Genomic DNA, 20726 nt, shown 5'->3' on the forward strand with positions numbered 1-20726 from the left:
GATGTGCTGGCTATGTGGGGGGTGCCGTGCACTTCTTGCTCCTGATCCGTGGCCGCGCGAACGCGGCACCTTACCGTGGGGGGTACGTACCCGAAGGTCCGTTTTGGTGCCTTGCGTAAGGCCTTTCGAACCCCACCCGGAGCCCGGCTTGTACGGATTTGACCGTACTGACACTCGCCGTCGCACCCCTCCCGGTGCCGCCGGGAAGCGCACTTGGACGAGCGTCCGCTCAGGTGCCGGGAGACCAGGAGGTGGCCGTCAGCCCTTACGCAGGCCCCCGACCCTACTCGGACAAACGGTGGCAGGCATCCCCCGCCCCAGCCGTCCTGCGGGTCCCGGGAGCTTCAACTGGCCGAATCAGAACGGGAGTTGGGCCTGGGGCCAGCGCGCGCGGGCCTGTTCCTGTGACCTGAGCAACGCCAGCGTGGGCAGACCCTGCTCCGCGCCGCCGGTGAGCAGGGCGGGCAGCTCGGGGAGCGGGGCGACGGCGGCGACGTCGTCGAGGACGAGGGTCATTGGTGGGTCGAGCCGACCGGAGGACGACCGTGCGGCCGCGCCCCGGCCGTGCTCGACCACGCTCGACGCCAGGGCGGTCAGCAACGGCATGGCCCCCGGCTGTGTCTTGGGGTCCTCGATGGGCTCGCCCACCACGTAGAGGGTGCCCCCTTCGGCGCCGAAGGAATCCAGGCTCACGGTGTCGGCGCGGTTCGGTGTGCAGGTCTCCCTGATGTGCACCGAGAACAGCGCCGACAGGCAGCGCGCGGTCAACTCCTGTGCCATGTCCCGGCGTTCGGGGTACGCGGTGAGCGCGGCCTCCAGCTCGCCCGCGGCGCCCGAGGCGGCCTTCGGATGCGACCGCAGAATCCGTACCGCCTCCTGCACGCCGGTGCCCTGCGCCCAGCGGTGCACATGCTTGAACTGGCGCCCGTCGACCGCCGCCGCGTGCAGGAAGCTGCGCAGCAGGGTCTCGGCCGTGTCGGCCATCGCCGCGTCCACCCGGGCCGCGGGCCGTACCGGCGCGAGCAGCGCCGCCGCCCGCGCGGCCGCGACAGCGCGCAGTTCGCAGCCGCGCGAGGGCGACCAGTGCAGCCGCGCCGGGGTGTCGCACAGATGTGCCGGGTCGTAGACCAGGACCGGGCCCAGCTTGGCGCGCGCGTCCTTGGTCTCCGCCCAGAGCGAGGGGTCCGAAGTGACGACCAGCGCGGGGCCTTCGGCGTCCTGCACGGCCTGTACGGCGGCGCGGCGGCGGGTGGCGTGGGGGCCGAGGATCAGAGGGGAGCGGGGGGAAGGGAGTGGGGAGGCCGTGGGGGTGGGGAAGGCGATGGGTGCGGGAGGGGTGCCAAGTCCGTTGTGATCAGGGGTTGTTGAGAGTGCGGAGGTGGGGTCGGGGTGGGCGGTTGTGGTGGGGGCGGTGCTCGTACCCGGAGTAGGGGAGGGGGCGTACGTAGCGGAAGTTCCGTACGTGTCAGGGGGGTTGGGGGCGGCCGACGGGCCGGGCGCTTGGGACGGGCCGGGGGGCTGTTCGGAGGGGTGTGGGCCGACCTCGGCCGTTCCTCCAGCTGTTGCCTGGCCCGGGGCGGTGCCCTTGCCCGCGTACTGGTCGGCGTTCGCCGGTTCCTCCGTACCCTCACCTGCCTGCGCCCGCTGGCGGGCGAACTCCGCGCGTTCGCGGGCCAGTTCGGCTTCGGCACGCTCGAGCTCGAAGGCGGCGCGGTCGCGGGCGAGTTCGGCTCGTCGGCGGGCGAACTCGGCGTCGTCGTAGGGCAGTTCGTTGGTGGAGGTGGCCGTGGCGTCCTTGTCCAGGGAGGGGGCTCCCGAGGTCTTGGAGCGTCCGTCGGCCGCCGCGCGCTCGCTTCGCCCCGGTGACCGCTTCCGCTGCCTGCCACGGGTGGACTCGCCGCGCCCGTAGGCCTGTTCGGCGGCGGCGCGGGCCTCCTCCTCGTAGGCAAGGTCCTTCTCGTGCTCCTCCTGCTGCCGTGCCTTGAGGGAGGCCTCGCGCTTACGGGCGCGTACCGCGCGCCAGCGGGCGAAGGTGCCCATCGCGAAGACGGTGAGGACCATCAGAACCATCATCTGGCCGATGAACAGACCCCAGAACAGGCCGTATCCGGTGAGCTGTTCGGCCGGGGTCTCGGGCCAGGCGCCGGTCAGGTCGTGCGGCTCGCCCATCAAGTGCCGCATGGCGAGCGGGGTGTGGGTGAAGGTGACGTCGTTGGGCCAGGCGCCCTTGGCGAAGAGCCCGGCGAGCCCGGTGGCGGACCAGGTCAGCACGGTGACGCCGAGCAGAAAGGCCAGTATGCCGATCACCAGGCCGTCCGGTACGCCCCGTTCGCCTTCGTCGCCCGGGCGCCGACGGCGTGCGTCCGCGCCCATCAGGCCACGCCTCCGGCCCTGGGGTCCCGCATCTCGGTTCCGGCGGCCCTCGTCCCGGCCATGTCCCTCACCTCAGGCCACGTCCTTCGTCCCGGCCGCGGCCCGTACCTCGTGGGCCGCGGCAGTTGTCGTCCGGTGCCGCGGCTGGTCGTGGCCGCGGCGCTTGTCGTCAGGTGTCGTCAGGTGCTGTGGTCATCGTCGCAGGCCCGGCCCTGTCCCGGTACCGGTGTCCGTGCGGAGATCCGCCCTTTCGGGGACCGCACGGGAGCGGCGGTGACCCGGCGCGGCGGTACCGGGCGCTGTCGCGGCGCCCCACCGGGGCGTCTACCCTGCCGGGGCGCCGTGCTCAGGCCACCGTCGAGTCGTTCATCTGCTGCTCCATGTACGCCGCCCGCCGCTCGGCCTCGAGTTCGGCGGCGCGCAGCGCGTCGTCCGCCAGCTCGGGGTCCACGCGGGAGGCCTCCGTCATGGCCCGGTCGGTGAAGACCAGCGGCCGCTCGGCCTCCGTGATCAGGTGCTTGACCACCTGCACATTGCCGTTCACGTCCCAGACCGCGATACCCGGGGTCAGCGTCGGAATGATCTCGACCGCCCAGCGCGGCAGGCCGAGCACGCGTCCGGTGGCCCGCGCCTCGTCGGCCTTCTGGGCGTAGATGGTCCGGGTCGAGGCCATCTTGAGGATCGCGGCCGCCTCCTTGGCCGCCGCGCCGTCGACGACGTCGGACAGGTGGTGCACCACCGCCACGAAGGACAGACCGAGCCGCCGCCCGAACTTCAGCAGCCGCTGGAACAGCTGCGCCACGAAGGGGGAGTTGATGATGTGCCAGGCCTCTTCGACCAGGAAGATGCGCTTCTTGCGGTCCGGCCTGATCCAGGTGTGCTCCAGCCAGACGCCGACGATCGCCATCAGGATCGGCATCGCGATCGAGTTGCGGTCGATGTGCGAGAGGTCGAAGACGATCAGCGGCGCGTCCAGGTCGATACCGACCGTCGTCGGACCGTCGAACATGCCCCGCAGGTCACCGTCGACCAGCCGGTCGAGCACCAGCGCGACGTCCAGTCCCCAGGCGCGTACGTCCTCCAGGGCGACGTTCATCGCCTCCGCGGAGTCCGGCTCCGGGTGCCGCAACTGCTCGACGATGTCGGTCAGTACGGGCTGTCGTGCGGTGATCGTCTCGTTGACGTAGGAGTGCGCCACCTTGAGGGCGAAGCCCGCGCGTTCGTCCAGACCGTGGCCCATGGCCACCTCGATGATGGTGCGCAGCAGCGCCAGCTGACCGGTCGAAGTGATCGACGGGTCAAGGGGGTTGAGCCGGATGCCCATGTCCAGGGCGGCCGTCGGGTCGAGCCGGATCGGGGTGATCCCCAGCTCCTCGGCGATCAGGTTCCACTCGCCGACGCCGTCCTCGCCCTGCGCGTCCAGGACCACGACCTGCCGGTCACGGAACCTCAACTGCCGTAGTACGTACGTCTTTTCCAGTGCCGACTTGCCGTTGCCGGACTCGCCGAGCACCAGCCAGTGCGGGGCCGGGAGTTGCTGGCCGTAGAGCTGGAAGGGGTCGTAGATGTAGCCCTTGCCGGAGTACACCTCGCGGCCGATGATCACGCCGGAGTCGCCGAGGCCGGGCGCGGCCGTGGGCAGATAGACGGCCTGGGCCTGGCCGGTGGAGGTGCGCACCGGCAGCCGGGTCGTCTCCACCTTGCCGAACAGGAAGGAGGTGAAGGCGTCCGTGAGGACGGACAGCGGATCCCGCATCAGGGCCTACCTCCGGATGCCGGTGGCGAACGGGAGCGTGTTGACGAAGGCCCGGTGGTGCTCGCGGTCGCACCATTCCAGCTTCAGGTACGACTTGCCCGCCGAGGCCCTTATCGTGCGCTTGTCCCGGGCCAGCGCCTCCGGGTTGCGCGAGGAGACCGTGATGTAGCCGACCAGGTTGACCCCGGCGGCGCCGCTGGCCAGGTCCTCGCCGCGCTGGTCGAGCCGCGAGTGGGCGGCGATGTCGCGCGGGTCGACGGTGCGGTTCATCTTGGCCGCACGACTGGCCTCTGCCGCGTCGTTGGTCTTCTCCGTGAGCATCCGCTCGATGGCGATCTCGGTCGGCTCCAGGTCCATCGTCACCGCGACGGTCCGGATCACGTCCGGGGTGTGCACGAGCAGCGGCGCCAGGAAGTTCACCCCGACCGGCGTCATCGGCCACTCCTTCACCCAGGCCGTGGCGTGGCACCAGGGCTCGCGGGTGCTGGACTCGCGGGTCTTGGCCTGGAGGTAGGTGGGCTCCATCGCGTCCAGCTCGGCCGGCCAGGCGTTGCGCTGGGTCATCGCCTGGATGTGGTCGATCGGATGGTCGGGGTCGTACATCGAATGCACCAGCGAGGCGAGCCTGCCCTGGCCGAGCGGCTGGCGCACTCGGATGTCGGCCTCCTGCAACCGCGAGCAGATATCGGTGAGTTCACGTGCCATGACGACGGCCAGACCCGAGTCCCGGTCCAGCCTGCGCCCGTCGTGCCCGCGCGCCGCCCGCGCCAAGGCCTGTGCCTCGGCGGCGAGTTCACGCGAGTAGTGCATACAGGCGACCAGATAGGCGCGGTGCTGCTCACTGCTCGTGGACACCATCGACTGCAACTGGTCGTACGAACCCCGCAGCCAGTGCGGCGACTTGTCGTCCCCGCGCTGGGCGACGTCCTTGGCGTGCGCGTCGGGGTCGGCGGGCAGCGTACGGGCCAGCATCTGCAGCCGGGTGACGAAACCGTCGCCGTTGGCCACATGCTTGAGCAGCGTCCCGAACCGGTCGACCAGGGCCTCCTGGTCCTCCGAGTCGCGCAGTCCGACGCCCGGGCCCTCGATCTCGATGGCGGCGGTCACGGTGCGGCGGTCCGCGTGCAGCAGTACGGCGATCTCGTCGGGGCCGAACGGCGCGGCCAGCCAGCTGATCCGGCCGATACCGGGCGGCGGGCCCACCTCGACCTCACGCCCGTCGAGGCGGGTGCCGGCCTCCACGGCGCCCGACTGGTAGGCACCGCCGCGGCGCAGATGACGCTTGAAACTCCGGTTGATCTCGAACCACTTGTAGAAGGTGCGCCCCTTGTACGGCACGTATACGGCGGCGAACGCCAGCAGCGGGAACCCCATGAGCAGCACGATCCGCAGGCTGAGCACCGGGACCAGCAGGCCGCACATCATGCCGAGGAAGGCGCCCACGACGATCAGGGCGATCTCGCCGGTCTCGCGGTTGCGGCCGATCATCGCGTTGGGCCTGGCCCGGCCGATCAGATAGGTACGGCGGGGCGAGACCGGATGCGAGGCGTGCGTCATGTCGGTCGTCAACGCCCGTCACCTCCCGAGCGGTTGGCGCTCTTGGCGCTGCGGTTCCCGGCATGCGGCGTGTTCGCCGGGCTGGTACGGGGTGCGGGGGCGCTGGTGCCGCCGCCGTCGCCGCGGGTGCTGTGCGCCGCGACGCCGCCGCTGACCGGGTTCGAGGGCGCCTGGCCGCCGCCGCTGCCGCCGGAGTCGGCCCGGCTGCTGTGCGCCTTGATGCCCTGCGACACCAGGGCGGCGGGCGAGCTGATGACCGCGGCGGCGCGGTTCTCGGCGCCCCGCGAGAGCCGGTTGTTGCGCGAGGCGGCGATCTCGTCGCCGAAGCCCGGCACGAAGCGGTAGATCATGGCGCTCGCGAAGATGGCGAGCAGGATGATCGCGAGCCCGGAGACCACGGCCGAGAAGGAGTCGGGACCGTCGTCGGTGCTGAGCGCCCCGGCGAGGCCCAGCACGATCACGATCACCGGTTTCGCCAGGATCACCGCGATCATGATTCCGGCCCAGCGGCGTACGTGCGTCCACAGGTTCTTGTCCACCAGGCCCGCGTACACCACGGTGCCCAGCAGCGCGCCCACGTACAGCAGTGCCGCTCTGATGACCAGTTCGAGCCAGAGCACCCCGGCCGCGAGGATCGACACCAGCGAGACCACGATCAGCATGATCGGTCCGCCGCCGATGTCCTCGCCCTTCTTCAGGGCACCGGAGAAGTTCCCGAAGAACACGTCGGTCTGCCCGCCCGTGGTCTTGGCGAGCACATCGGTGATGCTGTCGGTGGCCGAGACCACCGTGTACAGGATCAGCGGCGTGAAGGCGGAGGCCAGCACCGTCAGCCACAGGAACCCGACCGCCTCACCGATAGCCGTGCTCAACGGCACCCCACGCACCGCCCGCTTCGCCACGGCCAGCAGCCACAGCAGCAGCGTCAGCACGGTCGACGCGGCGAAGACCACGGCGTACTGCTGGAGGAAGGTGGGGTTGGTGTAGTCGACTTGGGCGGTTTCTTTTACTGCTTCGGAGAGTTTGTCGATGGTCCACGAAGCGGCCTCGGCACAGCTCTTGGAGAGGGAGGCCAGGGGGTCGAGGGGGGTGCCCTTGACCGGGTTGGTCGGGTCGGGGGCACTGCCGCCGCCGGAGCCGCCGTCGTCGCGTTCGCAGTATTGCTTGGCGGGGCCGACGATGAGGTCGCAGTTGTCCTTGGACGGCTTGGGGTCGGGGTCGGCGACGGCGCGGGTCGCCAGCAGCAGGACTGCGCCCTGTACCGCGGCCAGAGCCGTGCCGATCCTGAGCGCGTGGCGTCGCCTACCGTGCATAGGTGAAGCCTCCGTACTCGTCCACGGCCTTGGCGATCTCCTCGGCCGTGGAGATCTTGTTGTCCCCGTTCACGGGTGCGGGCCCGTCCTTCTGGGAGTAGCTCTCGACCTTCCAGTCCCCGCCGGTCCAGCGCAGCTTCAGCGTCATCGTGAACCAGTCGTTCGTCACGGGGTTCGTCGATCCCTGCCCGGCCGTGCCGAACACTCCCGAGCACCACACGTCGACCGTCGCGGCCGTGTCCGAGTAGGCGGTGTTCTTCGAACCGATGGGCATCGTGCGGGAGATGTAGGTGTTCCCTCTGGGAGCGTTTCCGTTCTCGTCCAGGCCAAGCTTGCTCAGGAACGTCTTGGAGTACGCCTTCGCGAACTGCTCTTCCAGGTCGGCCACTTTGCTGGGCACGAAGATCTGCTGGACGATCGCGCTTCGGCGGGCGGGTTTGAAGATATCCGCCGAGACGAGCGCCACCGCGTAGTTCGCCGCCGCGCTCTCCGCCCCCTGCGCGTCGTGGCCGAAGCCCGAGGGGATGGTGCCGGTCTTGGTGCCGACCGGCTTCTCGCCGGTGGCCGCGGTCGGGGCCGCGGCGGGGCGGTCGCCGCCGCCCTCGTCGGAGCCGCCCGAGTCGTCGGTGTCCCGGTTGGCGAAGGCGATGGCGGCGATCAGCAGAACGACCACACCGACCACGGTGGCCATGCCGCGGGTCGAGGACCTGCGCCGGTTGCCGCTCGCGTACGGGTCGCCGCCGCGCTCGGGGAGCCGGGTGCGAGTCTGTCCCGAGCCGTGGAAGCCGTCGTCCGTGCGCGTCTCCGCGCCGTAACCGTGCTCGTCGCTCGGGCTCATGCCGCGTACGCCCCCTTGAACTCTTGCCGGACCGCTCTTGCATACGACGGTAGCTGTGCCGGATACCGCTTGGGAGCGGTGTGGTGACTGGACATCAAGGGGACGCAACCTCGGCCGGTGGGCATCACGGGCTAACTGGTGGGAGGACGGCCGGTACTGCCCGGCCGGTCAGTCGGGCGCCGCTATACCGCCATGCCGTAGACGATCGTGAACAGGGTGCCGAGCGAACCGATGATGAAGACTCCGGTCAGGCCCGCGATGATGAGGCCCTTGCCCTGTTCGGCACTGAAGGTGTCGCGCAGTGCCGTGGCGCCGATGCGCTGCTTGGCAGCGCCCCAGATCGCGATGCCCAGGCACAGCAGGATGGCGACGGCCATGACTACTTCGATCATGACCCGGGCTTCGTTGCCCAGGCTCCCGAACGGTCCCCAGTCAGGGGCGATTCCGCCGATAATCGTGTTGATATCGCCCTTTTCGGCTGCCATAAGCATCTAACTCACCGCCCCTAGCGGGTAGTTCCGTAGTCCCCTGCGAGCGTGCAGAGGTCACACCCATTCTCGCTGACGATCCTGCCGAGCAGTGTCGACTTTGACGTCATTGGTTGGCGGGTTTCGTACGAATCCGTGGCCCGCCGTTCACCTGGCCCCGGCTCGGGTCGGGAACGGGCATGCGAAGGATCGTATGGTCACTCTGTGTATCACGCCGGGTGACCCCGGGCAATGACGCCTCAACTGACGAGATTGATCTTGTCGCAGGCCGGGGCGGGTCGGCGAACCGTTCCGGGTGCTGACTCGACGTCAAAAGGGGTGGTGTGGGTGGCTGCTGTGCGTGTCCGGTGGGGGTGGGGCTGGGGTGCGGTTGCCTTGGGTGGGGTCGGTGGCTGGGTGGCTGGGGTCGGTCTTGGTGCCGGGTGTCGGGTGCCGGGTGCCGGGAGTGGGCGGCTGGCGGCTGACGGGTGATGACGACCTCGCTCGGGGGCGGGTGTTCGGGATGGCTGGCCGTGTTGTCGGCGGTGCCGTGAATCGCGAGGGCTCGGTGGGTGGGTGGAGCCCTGGGCTGATGTGCCGTGTGCTGAGTGTGACGAGGCGGGGGCGGGTGCCGGCTGCGTGACCGAGTGGATCGGGGTGGCGGCTACGTTGCGCAGAGGTCTGTGGGAGGTGTGGCGGGCGTCTGCACACAGGGCCCGGGAAGTCCCCACGCTTCACGCGCCGAACGGGCACAACGCGGGAGCATCTGTACAGGTCGGGCCGTTTGTCGACACCGGCCTGGGCTGGCTGGACCAGCCGCTCGGTTCACTCTTCAACTCATAAGAAAGACCGGCCGGTTGCTCACCGGATGACAAAAAAGCTACCGCTGGTAGCCCCGTTCAGGATTCTGCGGACGGAGCCATTGCGGGCCGCTGTTACGTGCTCTTAACGTCACAGCGAGTGCTCGATCGGGCCGGCCAACGGGCCTGGCCGGCTTCCCCGTTACGTGTGTCGCTCCGGTACCCCCTGCCCGAACGGGCGGAGGCTCCCGTCGCGTGCCACGCCGAAGGAAGGAAACCGTTCCATGCACAAGTTCGCGCGTAAGGCCGTCGTCGTCGCTGCCGCTACCAGCGCCGCCTTCGGTCTCGCCATCACCTCCACGTCGGCCGCCCCCCAGGCCACGTGGACCGTCGCACCCGGCGGTGCGGTCACCGCACACGCCGACAACCCCTCGGTGGTCACCGACTCCGGGGAGTTCAAGTGCACCAGTGCCGACGGCACCGGCTCCGTGAAGAGCGGATCCGGTCTCAGCGGCACCGGCATCGGCCAGATCAACTCCCTGAGCTTCGCCGGCTGCTCGGCCATGGGAATCAACATCACGATCACCACGAGCGGTCTCCCGTACGGCATCAACATCACCGGTGAGAGCCCGGACAACCCGGACCACGTCCTCGGCGAGATCGCGAACGTCAAGGCCCACGTCTCGGGCTTCGGCTGCAGCGCCGACTTCACCGGCACCGTCCACGGCTACTTCGACAACACCCAGAGCGCGCTGATCGCCGACGGCACCAGCCGTGACCTCACCGCCTCCAACGCCAGCTGCCTCGGCATCATCAACAACGGCGACACGGTCGCACTGAAGGCCGTCGTCAAGATGTCGCCCGGCCAGACCATCACCGCGGACTGACCCCCGGGGACCACTTCAGGGATCCCGGTCTCACGGTCTCTTGGACACCTGAACTCCTGGAGACCGGGCTCGACCCCTGACGTGCCCTTCGCTTCCGCCACTTGAGGCCAAACGGCAACCACTAGTGGCCCGCCGGCACCGGCTCTCCCCGACGCCGGCGGGTCGGCCTCTCGGGCACCAGTCCTGCACGCGGTCCGCTCCCGCCGAGAGGTGGGGCGGGCCGTTCGTGCGCTACTTATGGCTCACGCGCCACGCCGCACGCCGCTGCCGTCTCGCGGTGACGAGGAAGTAGGGGCCCAGGCGTGGGACTCAGCCCCCACCATGGCGCCGTGGCGCTTCGTCCGGCGAACACACCCGCACCTCCGTCGAGTTGCGCGTACGCACACCCGGCAGCCAGCCGTGCGTACCGTCCCCCTTCTCGACCGCGTACCACCGCGTGGACGAGACCCCACTCTCGTCCCGGACCAGTGTGCCGTCGGGAACCACGCACTTCGCGGTGAGTACGTCGCCCGCCCAGACCCGCCCCGCCGCGTTGTCCCTCGCCGCGTAGCGCCCGTACGGGGTGCGGGCCACACGCAACGCGCACTCCAGGGTGTGCTGTTCCCGGCAGACCGACTCGGCGTTGTGCACCTCGAGCCGGATGCCGGGGGCGGCGGCAGGCTGGCCGTTGACCTGCCCCGGCGAGAACACCCACCAGGAGCCCAGCCCCAGAGAGGCCACTGCCAGTGCGGCCGCGAGCGCGAACCCCGTCCCCCGCCGCCGTGCGGCACGGTCGGCCATCGGACTCTCGGGCCCCGCCGACTCCCGCACCCTTTCCCACAGTCCTTGCGGAGTGCGGATCTCCTCGTCGGCGGTGCGGAGGCGTTCTCGCAGTACGGCAATGCTGTGTTCGTCCTCGTCAGGACTCATCACGCCCGTCGTCCTTCCCGCTCGATGCGGCGCAGTGAGCCGCGGAGCTTGTGCAGCCCCCGGTCCCGGTTCCTGGACACCGTGCCGCGGTGGACCCCGAGGATCTCGGCGGCCTGGTCGATGGTGTACCCGTCGAGGTCGACCAGAATGATCACCCCTGCCTGCCGTACCGTCAGCTGCCCGAGCAGTGCGACCACTCCCAGCTCGCCCGCCCGCTGCTCGACACCGCCGTCCCACGCCCAGTGCGCCGACTGACCTGCCACCCACGTCTGCTCGACCTCCGCCACCGGTGTCTGCCGCCGGTCTCTTCGCCAGCCGCTGCGCAGCACGCTCACCAGGGTGGCGAAGGCGTAGGCGTAAGGCTCGGGGTGGGCGAGGAACCTTTCCGGGCGGTGGACCAGCTTGAGGTAGACCTCGTGTACGGCGTCCTCGGCCGCGTGCGGTGTGCCCGCCAGTATCGCCGCACGTCGGTAGAGGCGGTCGAGCAGTGAGCAGAAGACCTCGTCGAACGAGGCACGTGCGGTGGTCCGGTCGGTGGGCGGCGGCGCGGGCGCCTTTGTCCCGCCGCCTTGAGTGGAGTGCGGCACCTTCGATGCATCCCCCGTCTAGCAGCATGTTCTGTCGTCCTCGGCCTCCCCTCGGTTTGCCGGTGCCAATCGGTGTGTAAACGAACTTCCGGGTCTTGCGGGAGTAAAGGGGTGTATGGGGCGCTCGTGGGTTTGCTTGCGCGCCCCGTGTCAGGTGCCGAATCGTTGGCGCCCACACCCACCTTGACCGCCGCCATCTGCGAGACGGACGGTGCTGGTTGTCGGCGTGCTGGCGGTCGGTGTGCCCCGGGATGGATCCCTCCCAGGGCACACCGGTGACAGCGGGCGGTGGCAGCCCGCCGAGGCACGGCCCGGATCCCCCGTGGTCCCGGGTCGGCCGATGAGTCACCGAGACTGCCGACCGGTGCGGTGCCACCCACTCACCGACCGGCGCCGGTCAGTGGGCCGATGGGGGAGGCGCCGGTCGGCGAACCGGTGAAGTGGCGTCTCAGCAGGCCGGCTTGACGAGGTCGATGCGGCTGCCGAACTTGCCGTCCGCCTTGTAGGCGTTGGAGTAGTCGCCCACCGCGACACCCCGGCTCTCCGCCGGGTCCGTATCGACGAAACAGGCGGGCGCGTTGGCCACGAACGAGCCGACATTGTCGTGCAGGTTCGGCGGCATGTTGAGCTGGCCGCTGCCCGGCGACCAGCGCCAGGTGGGCGCGCCCGGCATGTCGTTATCGATCCAGAAGCAGACCTCGTTCGCTCCGCAGTCCGCGTTGGCCCGAGCCTTGCCGTCCACCGCCACCGCGTTCGCGGCGCCGAGCAGAGAACCGCCGAGGACGCAGACCGACAGTGCGCCGAGAATCCGGGCGCGTGTCTTGTTCATGCTCATCGTTCTTCCTCCCGTTTTGCTGTGCTGTCTTGCTGGAGCTGCTGCTCCGTGGTCAGTGCTGCGTCCGGCCGGACGCCTTCTATACGCACGGGAGGACCGGTCTGTATGACAAGCGAGCGAGATTTTTTTTCGAGCGGAGAGAAGCCGTGGGTTGAGGCGCGTTCCGAGGCCGGGTGAGGGGCTCCGACGGGCTGAGGGGCTGGGAGTGGGGCGGCCGGGAGCGAAGAGGCGGCAGGTGAAGGAGGAGACTCCGGCCCCAGTGTCTGGGTGCGAGCCTGACGTGCGCTCACATGGCTACTTCTGGCCCGTCGTTGATGGCTCGGAGCCCTGCGTCTGTCCGCGTCCCCTGCCGGCGCGTGCCGCGGCCGTGGTCAAATAAGAGCTGTCGTCCGGCCGGTTGAGGAGTGGCCCCGGTGCGCAAGGTCTGGATCGTCGGCGGACTCGCCGGGTCGTTGTGCTCGTTCGTCGCGCTGTTGTTGATCGGGACCTTCGTGGTCGCCGGGAACATGTCGGCGGGTACGGGCGGTGGCACCGTCGGCCTCGCGAAGGGCGCCGTGCCCGGTCAGTACCAGCCGATCGTGCAGAAGTGGGGCAATCTCTGCCCGGCGCTGAATCCGGCGCTGCTGGCCGCACAGCTCTACCAGGAGAGCGGTTTCAACCCGCAGGCGAAGAGCCCGGCCGACGCGCGCGGCATAGCGCAGTTCATCCCCACCACCTGGGCCGCCCACGGGGTCGACGGGGACGGGGACGGTGACAAGGACATCTGGGATCCCGCCGACGCCATCCCCTCGGCGGCCACGTACGACTGCGAGCTCGCCAAGTACGTGCGCAAGGAGCCAGGGAACCAGACGCACAACATGCTCGCCGCGTACAACGCGGGCGCCTACGCCGTCATCAAGTACGACGGGGTGCCGCCGTACAAGGAGACGCAGAACTACGTACGGATCATCACGACCCTGGAGAAGAGCTTCGCGCGGCCCATCGACCGCGTCGAGCCGTCCCAGCAGGCCGCCGGTGCCATCTACTTCGCGCAGAAGAAACTCGGGACCGAGTACCTGTGGGGCGGAAACGGAACCGCCGAGCAAGGCGGGCGCTTCGACTGTTCAGGGCTGACGAAGGCCTCGTACGAGAGTGTGGGGATCGAGCTGCCCCGGGTGGCCAATGATCAGTACAACGCCGGGCCGCATCCCCGGCGGGACGAACTGCTCCCCGGTGATCTGGTGTTCTTCTCGGACGATCTGACCAACTCGCGCAAGATCCGGCATGTCGGGATCTATGTGGGCGGTGGGTACATGATCGACGCGCCCCGGGCCGGTGCCGTGATCCGATTCGATCCCATCGACACCCCGGATTATTTCGGGGCGACGCGAGTGACCCAGGATGGCGCGAAGGCGCTGCCGACAAAACCGGCGAACGCCTGATCGCGAGGAGCAAAACGGACGGCGGGATGCGGGTTTCGGTGACACTGCGTCACGGCCGACATGGGTGACTTGGCTGAAACCCTGCGTCAGGCACCCGGTGCTGAGCTGGGAAGACGTGTTTCTCTTCGATAACGGCTGCATGATGCTGGGGCGGATGTTGGAACGTATGGACACGGTGTGTGCGTTCCTTTGCTGTGTGCACTGAAGACCGCGGGGGGCTGGAAGTCCGGCGCACGGGTGTGTGCCGGTACGAGGTGACGGGAGCCGCCGCGTGAACGCCGCTATCGAGGCCTCCGGGTCCAATCCCGACGTCAGCCTGCTCGTCGACGTGAACCATCTGAGCCGTTCCACGCCGAACTGGTTCGACAGGTTCGTCGAATTCGCGGGTGACCGGGGGCTGTTGCTCCTCCTCGTTCCGCTGCTTGCCGCCTGCTGGTGGATGCTGCGCAGACAGCCCGCCGAGCGCGGCGGAGCGGCGGCCTCGATGGCGGCGCTGCTGTGGGCGCCCCTCGCCGCCTCGCTCGCGCTGCTGGTCAACCTGCCGATAAAGGACTTCGTGGAGCGGCAGCGTCCGTTCGTGGACCACACGGAGGTCGACGTCCTGGCCGACGGCACCTCCGGGTTCTCCTTCGTCAGTGACCACGCCACGCTCGCCATGGCCGTGGGTGCCGCCCTGTTCGTCGCTCATCGCGGCTTCGGGCTGGCCGCCATCGGGATCGCCCTGCTCGAGGGGGCGTCCCGGGTCTACCTGGGGGTCAGCTATCCCTCGGACGTCGTCGGCGGCTTCGCCCTCGGCACCGCCGTGGCCCTGCTGTTCGCCCCGGCCGCCTCGGCCCTGCTCACTCCGCTGATGAAACGGGCCGCCCGGTCGCCGCGCCTCGGACGGCTGGTCAGCGCACCGGCCGCGGCGGGCGCCGACGACGGCGGGCGGCTCGAACTGCCGGAGCCACGCCCGGAGATGCGTTCCGGCGGGGGCTCGACAGAGCGGGACCTGGCGGCGTAGCTCGGCTCCGGCCCACGGCCCGCCGGGGACCTCGGCGGCAGCGCCCGCACGGACGAGAGAGCGACAGCACCCGTACGAACCGGAGACCAACCGCGCCCGCAGGGAGGGCGAGAACCGCGGCCCCCCGCGGAACGAAAGTTCCAGCCTTCGCAGGGGCCGGTGCGTCACAGCCCCTGCGCGCGCGAGACCGTCACAGGGACTGCCCGAACGAGAAGAAGCGGTTGGGGTCGTACTGCTTCTTCACCTCGGCCAGACGGCTGCCGGCCGAGCCGTAGTAGGCCTTGCGCCAGTCGCGCAGGGTGGTGTCGGTGTAGTTCTGGTAGGCGCGACCGGTGGCGTAGCGGCTCATCGTGGTGTGCGTGCTGTTCAGCCAGGACTCGACCGTTCGGCCGGAGGCGCCCGGTTTCCACGCTCCTATGTACTGGGCGAGCATGCGCGAGCGGCGGTGCACGAACGCCGTGGCTGCGGGGTCGACCCGGTTGATGGCACCGCCGAGCGCGGTCAGCGTAAAGGCGCCGCTGCCGCCGCGCACCGACTCGATGCGGTCGAGCAACGCCCGGATTCCCGCGGCCGACAGGGAACGGTCGAAGAAGTCGGAACGCGCGCTGTACGTCTCGCGGCCCAGGGCGCCCGCCTTGGTGCGGCCCGGGGTCTCGCCCGGCAGATGGCACATCGCGTCGGTGTAGTCGGAGCAACCCGCGTACACGTCCATCGCCGCCTGGTACGCGCGCCGCTTCAACGAGACGCTGCGCGCCGGTGCGCCGACACGGTCGGCGAGGCGGTCGACGGCGTTCTGCAGATCGCTGTACGAGCCCAGCGAGAACGCGGCGACGGAGACGGTGGGAGTGCCGCCCGCGGCGTTGTCGAGATGCAGCGAGGACCAGATCTCGTCCGGCTGGTCCGGCCCCCACTGCTGCCAGGCCTTCACCACGGCGGCGGCACGGGAGTAGGGCCAGCTCATGTACGCGCTCACGCCCTCGGGCGCGGGGTGGGTACGGAAGTGAAGCTCCGTCACCACGCCGAAGTTGCCGTTCCCCGCGCCACGCAGCGCCCAGAACAGGTCCTTGTTCTCGTCCTTGCTCGCCGTGATCTGCTTGCCGTCGGCCGTGACCAGGGTGGCCCGGGTGAGGTTGTCGCAGGTCAGTCCGTACGCACGGGAGGCTACGCCGTGGCCGCCGCCGAGGGTGAGCCCGCTGACGCCGACGGTCGGGCAGGAGCCCGCCGGGATCGTCACGCCGTGCTTGGACAGCCCCCGGTAGACATCGATGAGTTTGGCGCCCGCGCCGACCACGGCCTCCTTGCCGCTCGTACGGACCGTGGCGAGCTTGGAGACGTCGAGGATCAGGCGGCCGTTGCCCGAGGAGTAACCGGCGTACGAGTGCCCGCCGTTGCGGATGGCGACCGGGATCCGGTGGGCGCGCGCGTAGGCGAGTGTGGTCCTTATGTCGTCGGTGTGGGCGACATAGGCGACCGCGGTCGGCTTCAAGGAGTCGAACTTGGTGTTGTAGAGCTGGCGTGCCGTCGCCCAATTACGGTCGCCGGGGCGCACCAGCGGTCCGTCCAGGTCCTTGGCGAGGGCGCGCCAGTCGGCCGCCGGTGCCGAGGCGTGCACGGCGGCTGACGAACGGGCGTTGCGGCTGGCCTTGGCATCACCCGTGCCGCTGGCCGTGCTTGTCGCGGTGCGCGCGTCCGCGCCGGACCCCGCGTCACATGCCGTTGCCGCACCGGCCGCGAGCACGGCGGCCCCCGCCCCGATGAAACTCCGCCGCTCCATTTCGCCGCCTCCGCCCGGCGGGTGTTCCCCCACCCGCTTGTGTCTGTCTGCCCGTTCACGGGCCCGTGAGTCCACGGCACCGTGGGTCCGCTGATCCTGGGATCGCCGATCCCCGGATCCTCCATCCCCGGATCCTCCATCCCCAGACCCTCGATCCCGGGATCTCCGGTCCCTGGGACTGGCGCTCCGTGGGACCACTGGTCCTCTGGCTACGCCTGCCGGTTCCGGTTGAGACTTCCCGCAGTACGAGACGGCATCCCCGAGGAGCGGGTTCCATGGTGACGGAGGCGAAGTGCGATGAGGCGGTACGGCGACGGGCGGCGGACAGGTCGACGGGGCGAGGCACACGAACGGCGTCGGCCTTCCCCTGCGCACCGTACGAGGGTGCGATGCACCTCCGTACGGAGGTGCGAGTGGGGAAAGCCGACGCCGTTCGATGTGCTGGGGCGGCCGGGGTCAGCCGATCTGAGTGCCCGTCTTCTGCAGTGCCTCGGTTACCGGCTGGAAGAAGGTGGTGCCGCCGCGCATGCAGTCGCCGTTGCCGCCGGAGGTCAGGCCGAGCGCGGTGTCGCCCTCGAACAGGGCTCCGCCGCTGTCGCCGGGCTCGGCGCAGACATTGGTCTGGATGAGGCCCTCGACCCTGCCCTCCCGGTAGTTGACGGTGGCGTTGACCGCGGTCACCGAACCACCGTGCAGTCGGGTGGTGCTGCCGCTGCGGCGGACGAGCTGTCCGACGGTCGCGTCGCCGGCCTTGGTGATCGCCTGCCGGCTGCCGTTGTAGAGGTTCACCTCGCTGGGGTGCGCGACCTCTGCCGTGTACCGGGCGAGGCCGTAGTCGTCACCGGGGAAGCTGGCGTTCTCGGAGGTGGCGACCTCCTCGCCGCCCTGCTTGTCCGACCAGGTGGGGATCGGCTTGGTGCAGTGCCCGGCGGTCAGGAAGTACGGCTTGCCGCCCTTGGTGACGTTGAAGCCGAGCGAGCAGCGGCCCTGCTCGCCCCAGATGGCGTCGCCCCCGGCGATCAGTGGACGGAACTCGCCGGGGGTGCGGGTGACCGCGGCGCGGCTGCCCAGCGAGGCGACCACGGAGTTGAGCCGCTTGAGCTGCTCACCGCGGACCGTGCTGTCCACGGTGACCTGGACCTGATTGGTCTTCGGGTTCATCGCCCAGGCGGTACCGGGCAGACCGGCCTTCGCCTTGAGGGCGGCGCGGGCCGCGTCCAGCGAGGCCAGCGAGTGCTGCACGATGCGGGACTCGGCGCCCGCGGCACGGACCTGGGCGGCGGCGGTCTCGTTCAGGACGTTCACGACGAGGCGCTGGTTGGCCGGGTCGTAGTAGGCACCGGCCGCGGACGGGCCGAGCCGGGCGCTGATGTCGGCGGCCAGTTGTCCGGCAGCGGCGGCCGTCAACGGATCGGGGGCCGGGGCCGCGTGCGCGTGGGGCAGGGCGACGGTGGCGCTGAGCACCGCGGCCGCGCTCGCGCCGACGAGGGAGAGACGCCGCAGCGAGCTGCGACGGGACTCGCGGAGCTCACGGTTCGCACGGCTCACGGAATTCGGGGGATTCAGGCGATGCGTACGGTGCCTACGGGCGTGCTTCAACTCGAACCTCCGGTGGGGGGTGGAGCCGGGCCGGTCGACCCGGCAGGGGCAGGCGGCAGGACGAGTGCCCACGGGCGCGCGGGGCGCACTCTGCGCTGCACGGCCCGCCACCGGTCACTCCGGCACCTCGCGCACCGTGCTCTGTCCGGAGGGTGCTCCCTACCTACTGCCTCCCGAATCGACATTTGCCGCATATCGGGTGGGTCGCAACTGGGGCGCCGCACACAGGTGTTGTCGCCGTGTCATAGGGCGAGGGAAGGGAGAGCGCGCCGAGGCGTGACGCCATGGTGTGGGCGGGACAGCGTGCGGCTGGGCGCGGACGTGCGAGGGCACGCCCATGGCCGGGCAACCGTGGCTGGGCCGAATGGCCGAGGGAGAGCGGCTGGGGAACGGGCGCCCGAGAGAGCTTCGACAGGAGGGTTGTTGTGACCCGTGACCCGTGACCCGTGACCCGTGGACCCGCGCCCCGTGCCCTGTGTCCCGAGTGCCGTGACGAGGCGTCCTAGATCACCGCGGAGCAGTGGGCATCGGCGTCCGAGCGTGCCTTGCTGCGGGCCCGTCTGGCGGGGCCGCGCCAGCCGCAGGTGCACATGGCCGCACAGAAGCGACCGTTTTCCACGGTTGCGGTGCGATGTTCCGTCGTGTCGGTTCCGGCTTGGTCATCCTGCTGGTGCGCCACCCCTCCAACGTACCCGTCCCGGGTGAACGCCAGGCGCGTGACGAGGGCCCCCTACTCGTCGTTAACCGGAGCGACGAGAGCAGGGACAAACGGCTCGGGACAACGGGGAATGGCGGCGATGGTGAGGCGGCGGCAGACGCACACGGGGAGTGCCGCGGTCGCGCTGTGCGCGGCGGCGGGGCTGATGGCGACGAGCGGCTGCGGTGGTGGCGGCGACGGTACGACCGTCGACGGCCGCGGAGCCAACGATCCGACGCAGGCCGTGCAGCGCGCGGCGGCGGTGCTGGCCCGCGCGGGGAGCGCCAAGGCACGCACCTCGATGGAGATGGCGACTGGCGGCACCCGGGTCACGATCAACGGCGAAGGTGTGTACGACTTCCGCCGTGGGCGCGGGCGGCTGCGAGTGCTGCTCCCGCAGGACCCTGCCGGTGAGGTGCCGCACCGCCCGATCACCGAGCTGCTCGCCCCCGGAGCTCTGTACATGAAGAACCGCGGCGCCGGCGTGCCCGCCGACAAGTGGGTACGCATCGAGACGGCGTCCATGGCGGACGGAAACCTGGTCACCGGCGGTGCGACCGATCCGCTCGCCGCCGCCCAACTCCTCGGTGGGGCACGGGACGTCAGATACCTGGGCCGCAGTGAGGTCGACGGGGCCGTCGTACGTCACTACCGAGGCACGGCCGAGCTCCGCCGGGCGGCGCTCGCCCTTCCGGCGCGCGACCGGGCGCCGTTCCTCGCCGCGGCGAAAGGGTTCAGCAGTGAGCGGGTGCCCTTCGACGTCTATCTGGACGAGGACGGAAGGGTGCGCCGGATGCGTCATCAGTTCGCTTACGACGCGGGCCGGGAACGCCCCGTGGCGGTCGCCTCGACCACGTACCTCTACGACTTCGGGGCTCCCGCCGAGGTGCGGCTGCCTCGGTCGGAGGACATTTACTGGGGCAAGATCGCGGAGTAGCGGCTGAGGGCCGCCGCGTTCGTGCGACGGGGGCTGGTGGGCTCATGCGCCGGGGCCTGTGGTTCGTGCGCTGCGGGATTGGTGCCCGTGCGCCGGTGAGCCGGGCTGCGTAGCCTCCGCGACCTGAGGGGCGGTGGGCGCAGGCCCCGCGTGACAGGGGGCACGGCACGGCTGGTGTGTAGCACGCCGGTGCGCGTGCGCGAGCCCATTGGGGCACGGTTCCGTAAGCCGGGGGATTTCGGCGGCTGATGGATTTGTGGACTGCGTCACCGAACGGTTCGAACCGTGGAGGAAGATCCCTGCGTAACAAGGGGAGGGCCCGGTCGGGATGCGGCCGGGATTCGTAAATGGTCCGTTGGGGCCATGCGCCGTCTGTGCGCCCCTCCCTACTCTGGGAAGCCGGTGCCGGTGCGCAGCACAGTGCCCGGGAGAGGTTTCCGGCCGAGGACGGAGGTGGACGTCGTGGTGGGAACGCGGGGCACGGCCGTTCACGACCATGTGGCCCTTGCCGAGATCGAGCTCTGTGGCGACCTCATGATCGCCGCCTCGGCGACTCGGGCCGAACGCCTCAGCGCCGATCGGATCGACGAGATCCTTCGTGTGCACGACGAGCGACACCGTCGACTGCCCGAGGAACGTCGTCGTCACCGTCATCGGGGCACGGGACCGAGCTAGTCGCGGAAGCCGGGCTCGGCGGGCACCGAGTCCGCTTGTTCTGCTTGTTCCGCTTGTTCTGTGTCGTCGGGCCACGGCTTCGGACTTTGCGTAACCCGGTCCTTGCGGAACGAACGTTTGGCGCGGCCTCTCGGTCAGGATCGCCTGCTCTGCCCCGCTCTGCCCTGCTCTGCCCTGCTCTGCCCTGCTCTGCTCTGCCCCGCTCTGCTCTGCCCTGCTTGCCATGCCTGCCGCGGCGAACTCGAAGAGAGCGCCTGCTTGAGTCACCGAACGGCGCCGAAAGCTACATCTGGGGCCC

The 20726-nt window shown here is 70.1% G+C and carries 16 protein-coding genes; 5 read left to right on the forward strand and 11 right to left on the reverse strand.

All coding sequences use genetic code 11. The annotated features are described in order from the left end of the window. Window positions 1-357: 357 nt before the first annotated feature. The 6 genes from HUT18_RS33875 to HUT18_RS18940 form a co-directional block, all read right to left on the reverse strand. Complete coding sequence (locus HUT18_RS33875; RefSeq protein ID WP_254878692.1) at window positions 358-2373, reverse strand: hypothetical protein; 2016 nt, start codon at window positions 2371-2373, stop codon at window positions 358-360. A gap of 346 nt (window positions 2374-2719) precedes the next feature. After that, a complete protein-coding gene (locus HUT18_RS18920) occupies window positions 2720-4129 on the reverse strand; it encodes an ATP-binding protein (RefSeq protein WP_176101799.1) in 1410 nt (469 codons plus the stop codon). Between the two features lie 6 nt (window positions 4130-4135). Next, window positions 4136-5686, reverse strand: a complete 1551-nt coding sequence (locus HUT18_RS18925) for an SCO6880 family protein (RefSeq protein ID WP_176104637.1) — start codon at window positions 5684-5686, stop codon at window positions 4136-4138. Between the two features lie 8 nt (window positions 5687-5694). Further along, window positions 5695-6999, reverse strand: coding sequence for a hypothetical protein (locus tag HUT18_RS18930; protein ID WP_176101800.1), 1305 nt, complete (start codon window positions 6997-6999; stop codon window positions 5695-5697). Then, a complete protein-coding gene (locus HUT18_RS18935; RefSeq protein WP_176101801.1) occupies window positions 6989-7837 on the reverse strand; it encodes a hypothetical protein in 849 nt (282 codons plus the stop codon). Before HUT18_RS18935 ends, HUT18_RS18930 begins: the two co-directional genes overlap by 11 nt. A gap of 182 nt (window positions 7838-8019) precedes the next feature. After that, entirely contained in the window at window positions 8020-8328 is a 309-nt protein-coding gene (locus HUT18_RS18940) for a hypothetical protein (RefSeq protein WP_030363595.1), read from the reverse strand. Between the two features lie 1060 nt (window positions 8329-9388). Between HUT18_RS18940 and HUT18_RS18945 the strand changes: the two genes are divergently transcribed. Then, on the forward strand, window positions 9389-9991 hold the full coding sequence (locus HUT18_RS18945; RefSeq protein ID WP_176101802.1) for a hypothetical protein: 603 nt from the start codon (window positions 9389-9391) through the stop codon (window positions 9989-9991). 309 nt (window positions 9992-10300) lie between these two features. Here HUT18_RS18945 and HUT18_RS18950 read toward each other — a convergent pair whose 3' ends face one another. From HUT18_RS18950 to HUT18_RS18960, 3 genes are all read right to left on the reverse strand, one after another. Beyond that, window positions 10301-10900 carry a hypothetical protein gene (locus HUT18_RS18950; RefSeq protein WP_176101803.1) on the reverse strand — a complete coding sequence of 200 codons (600 nt, stop codon included), beginning with the start codon at window positions 10898-10900 and terminating at the stop codon, window positions 10301-10303. Then, window positions 10900-11487, reverse strand: a complete 588-nt coding sequence (locus tag HUT18_RS18955) for an RNA polymerase sigma factor (RefSeq protein ID WP_176101804.1) — start codon at window positions 11485-11487, stop codon at window positions 10900-10902. The genes HUT18_RS18950 and HUT18_RS18955 overlap by 1 nt, the downstream gene beginning before the upstream one ends. Window positions 11488-11935: 448 nt before the next feature. After that, complete coding sequence (locus tag HUT18_RS18960; protein WP_176101805.1) at window positions 11936-12316, reverse strand: hypothetical protein; 381 nt, start codon at window positions 12314-12316, stop codon at window positions 11936-11938. A gap of 419 nt (window positions 12317-12735) precedes the next feature. Between HUT18_RS18960 and HUT18_RS18965 the strand changes: the two genes are divergently transcribed. Then, a complete protein-coding gene (locus tag HUT18_RS18965) occupies window positions 12736-13743 on the forward strand; it encodes a bifunctional lytic transglycosylase/C40 family peptidase (RefSeq protein WP_176101806.1) in 1008 nt (335 codons plus the stop codon). Between the two features lie 271 nt (window positions 13744-14014). Next, the gene (locus HUT18_RS18970) at window positions 14015-14746 is read left to right on the forward strand and encodes a phosphatase PAP2 family protein (RefSeq protein ID WP_176101807.1); all 732 of its coding nucleotides are present in this window, start codon (window positions 14015-14017) and stop codon (window positions 14744-14746) included. A 190-nt stretch (window positions 14747-14936) separates the two neighbouring features. Here the strand turns inward: HUT18_RS18970 and HUT18_RS18975 are convergent, their stop codons facing one another. Continuing rightward, complete coding sequence (locus tag HUT18_RS18975; RefSeq protein ID WP_176101808.1) at window positions 14937-16520, reverse strand: FAD-binding oxidoreductase; 1584 nt, start codon at window positions 16518-16520, stop codon at window positions 14937-14939. A 456-nt stretch (window positions 16521-16976) separates the two neighbouring features. Continuing rightward, the gene (locus HUT18_RS18980; RefSeq protein WP_254878693.1) at window positions 16977-18068 is read right to left on the reverse strand and encodes a S1 family peptidase; all 1092 of its coding nucleotides are present in this window, start codon (window positions 18066-18068) and stop codon (window positions 16977-16979) included. Between the two features lie 848 nt (window positions 18069-18916). Here HUT18_RS18980 and HUT18_RS18985 point away from each other — a divergent pair. Together HUT18_RS18985 and HUT18_RS18990 are read left to right on the forward strand one after the other, a co-directional pair. Continuing rightward, complete coding sequence (locus HUT18_RS18985; protein WP_176104638.1) at window positions 18917-19753, forward strand: hypothetical protein; 837 nt, start codon at window positions 18917-18919, stop codon at window positions 19751-19753. A 465-nt stretch (window positions 19754-20218) separates the two neighbouring features. Further along, window positions 20219-20428 carry a hypothetical protein gene (locus HUT18_RS18990; RefSeq protein ID WP_176104639.1) on the forward strand — a complete coding sequence of 70 codons (210 nt, stop codon included), beginning with the start codon at window positions 20219-20221 and terminating at the stop codon, window positions 20426-20428. Window positions 20429-20726 lie beyond the last annotated feature (298 nt).

This window comes from Streptomyces sp. NA04227, from assembly GCF_013364195.1.
Classification (GTDB): Bacteria; Actinomycetota; Actinomycetes; order Streptomycetales; family Streptomycetaceae; genus Streptomyces.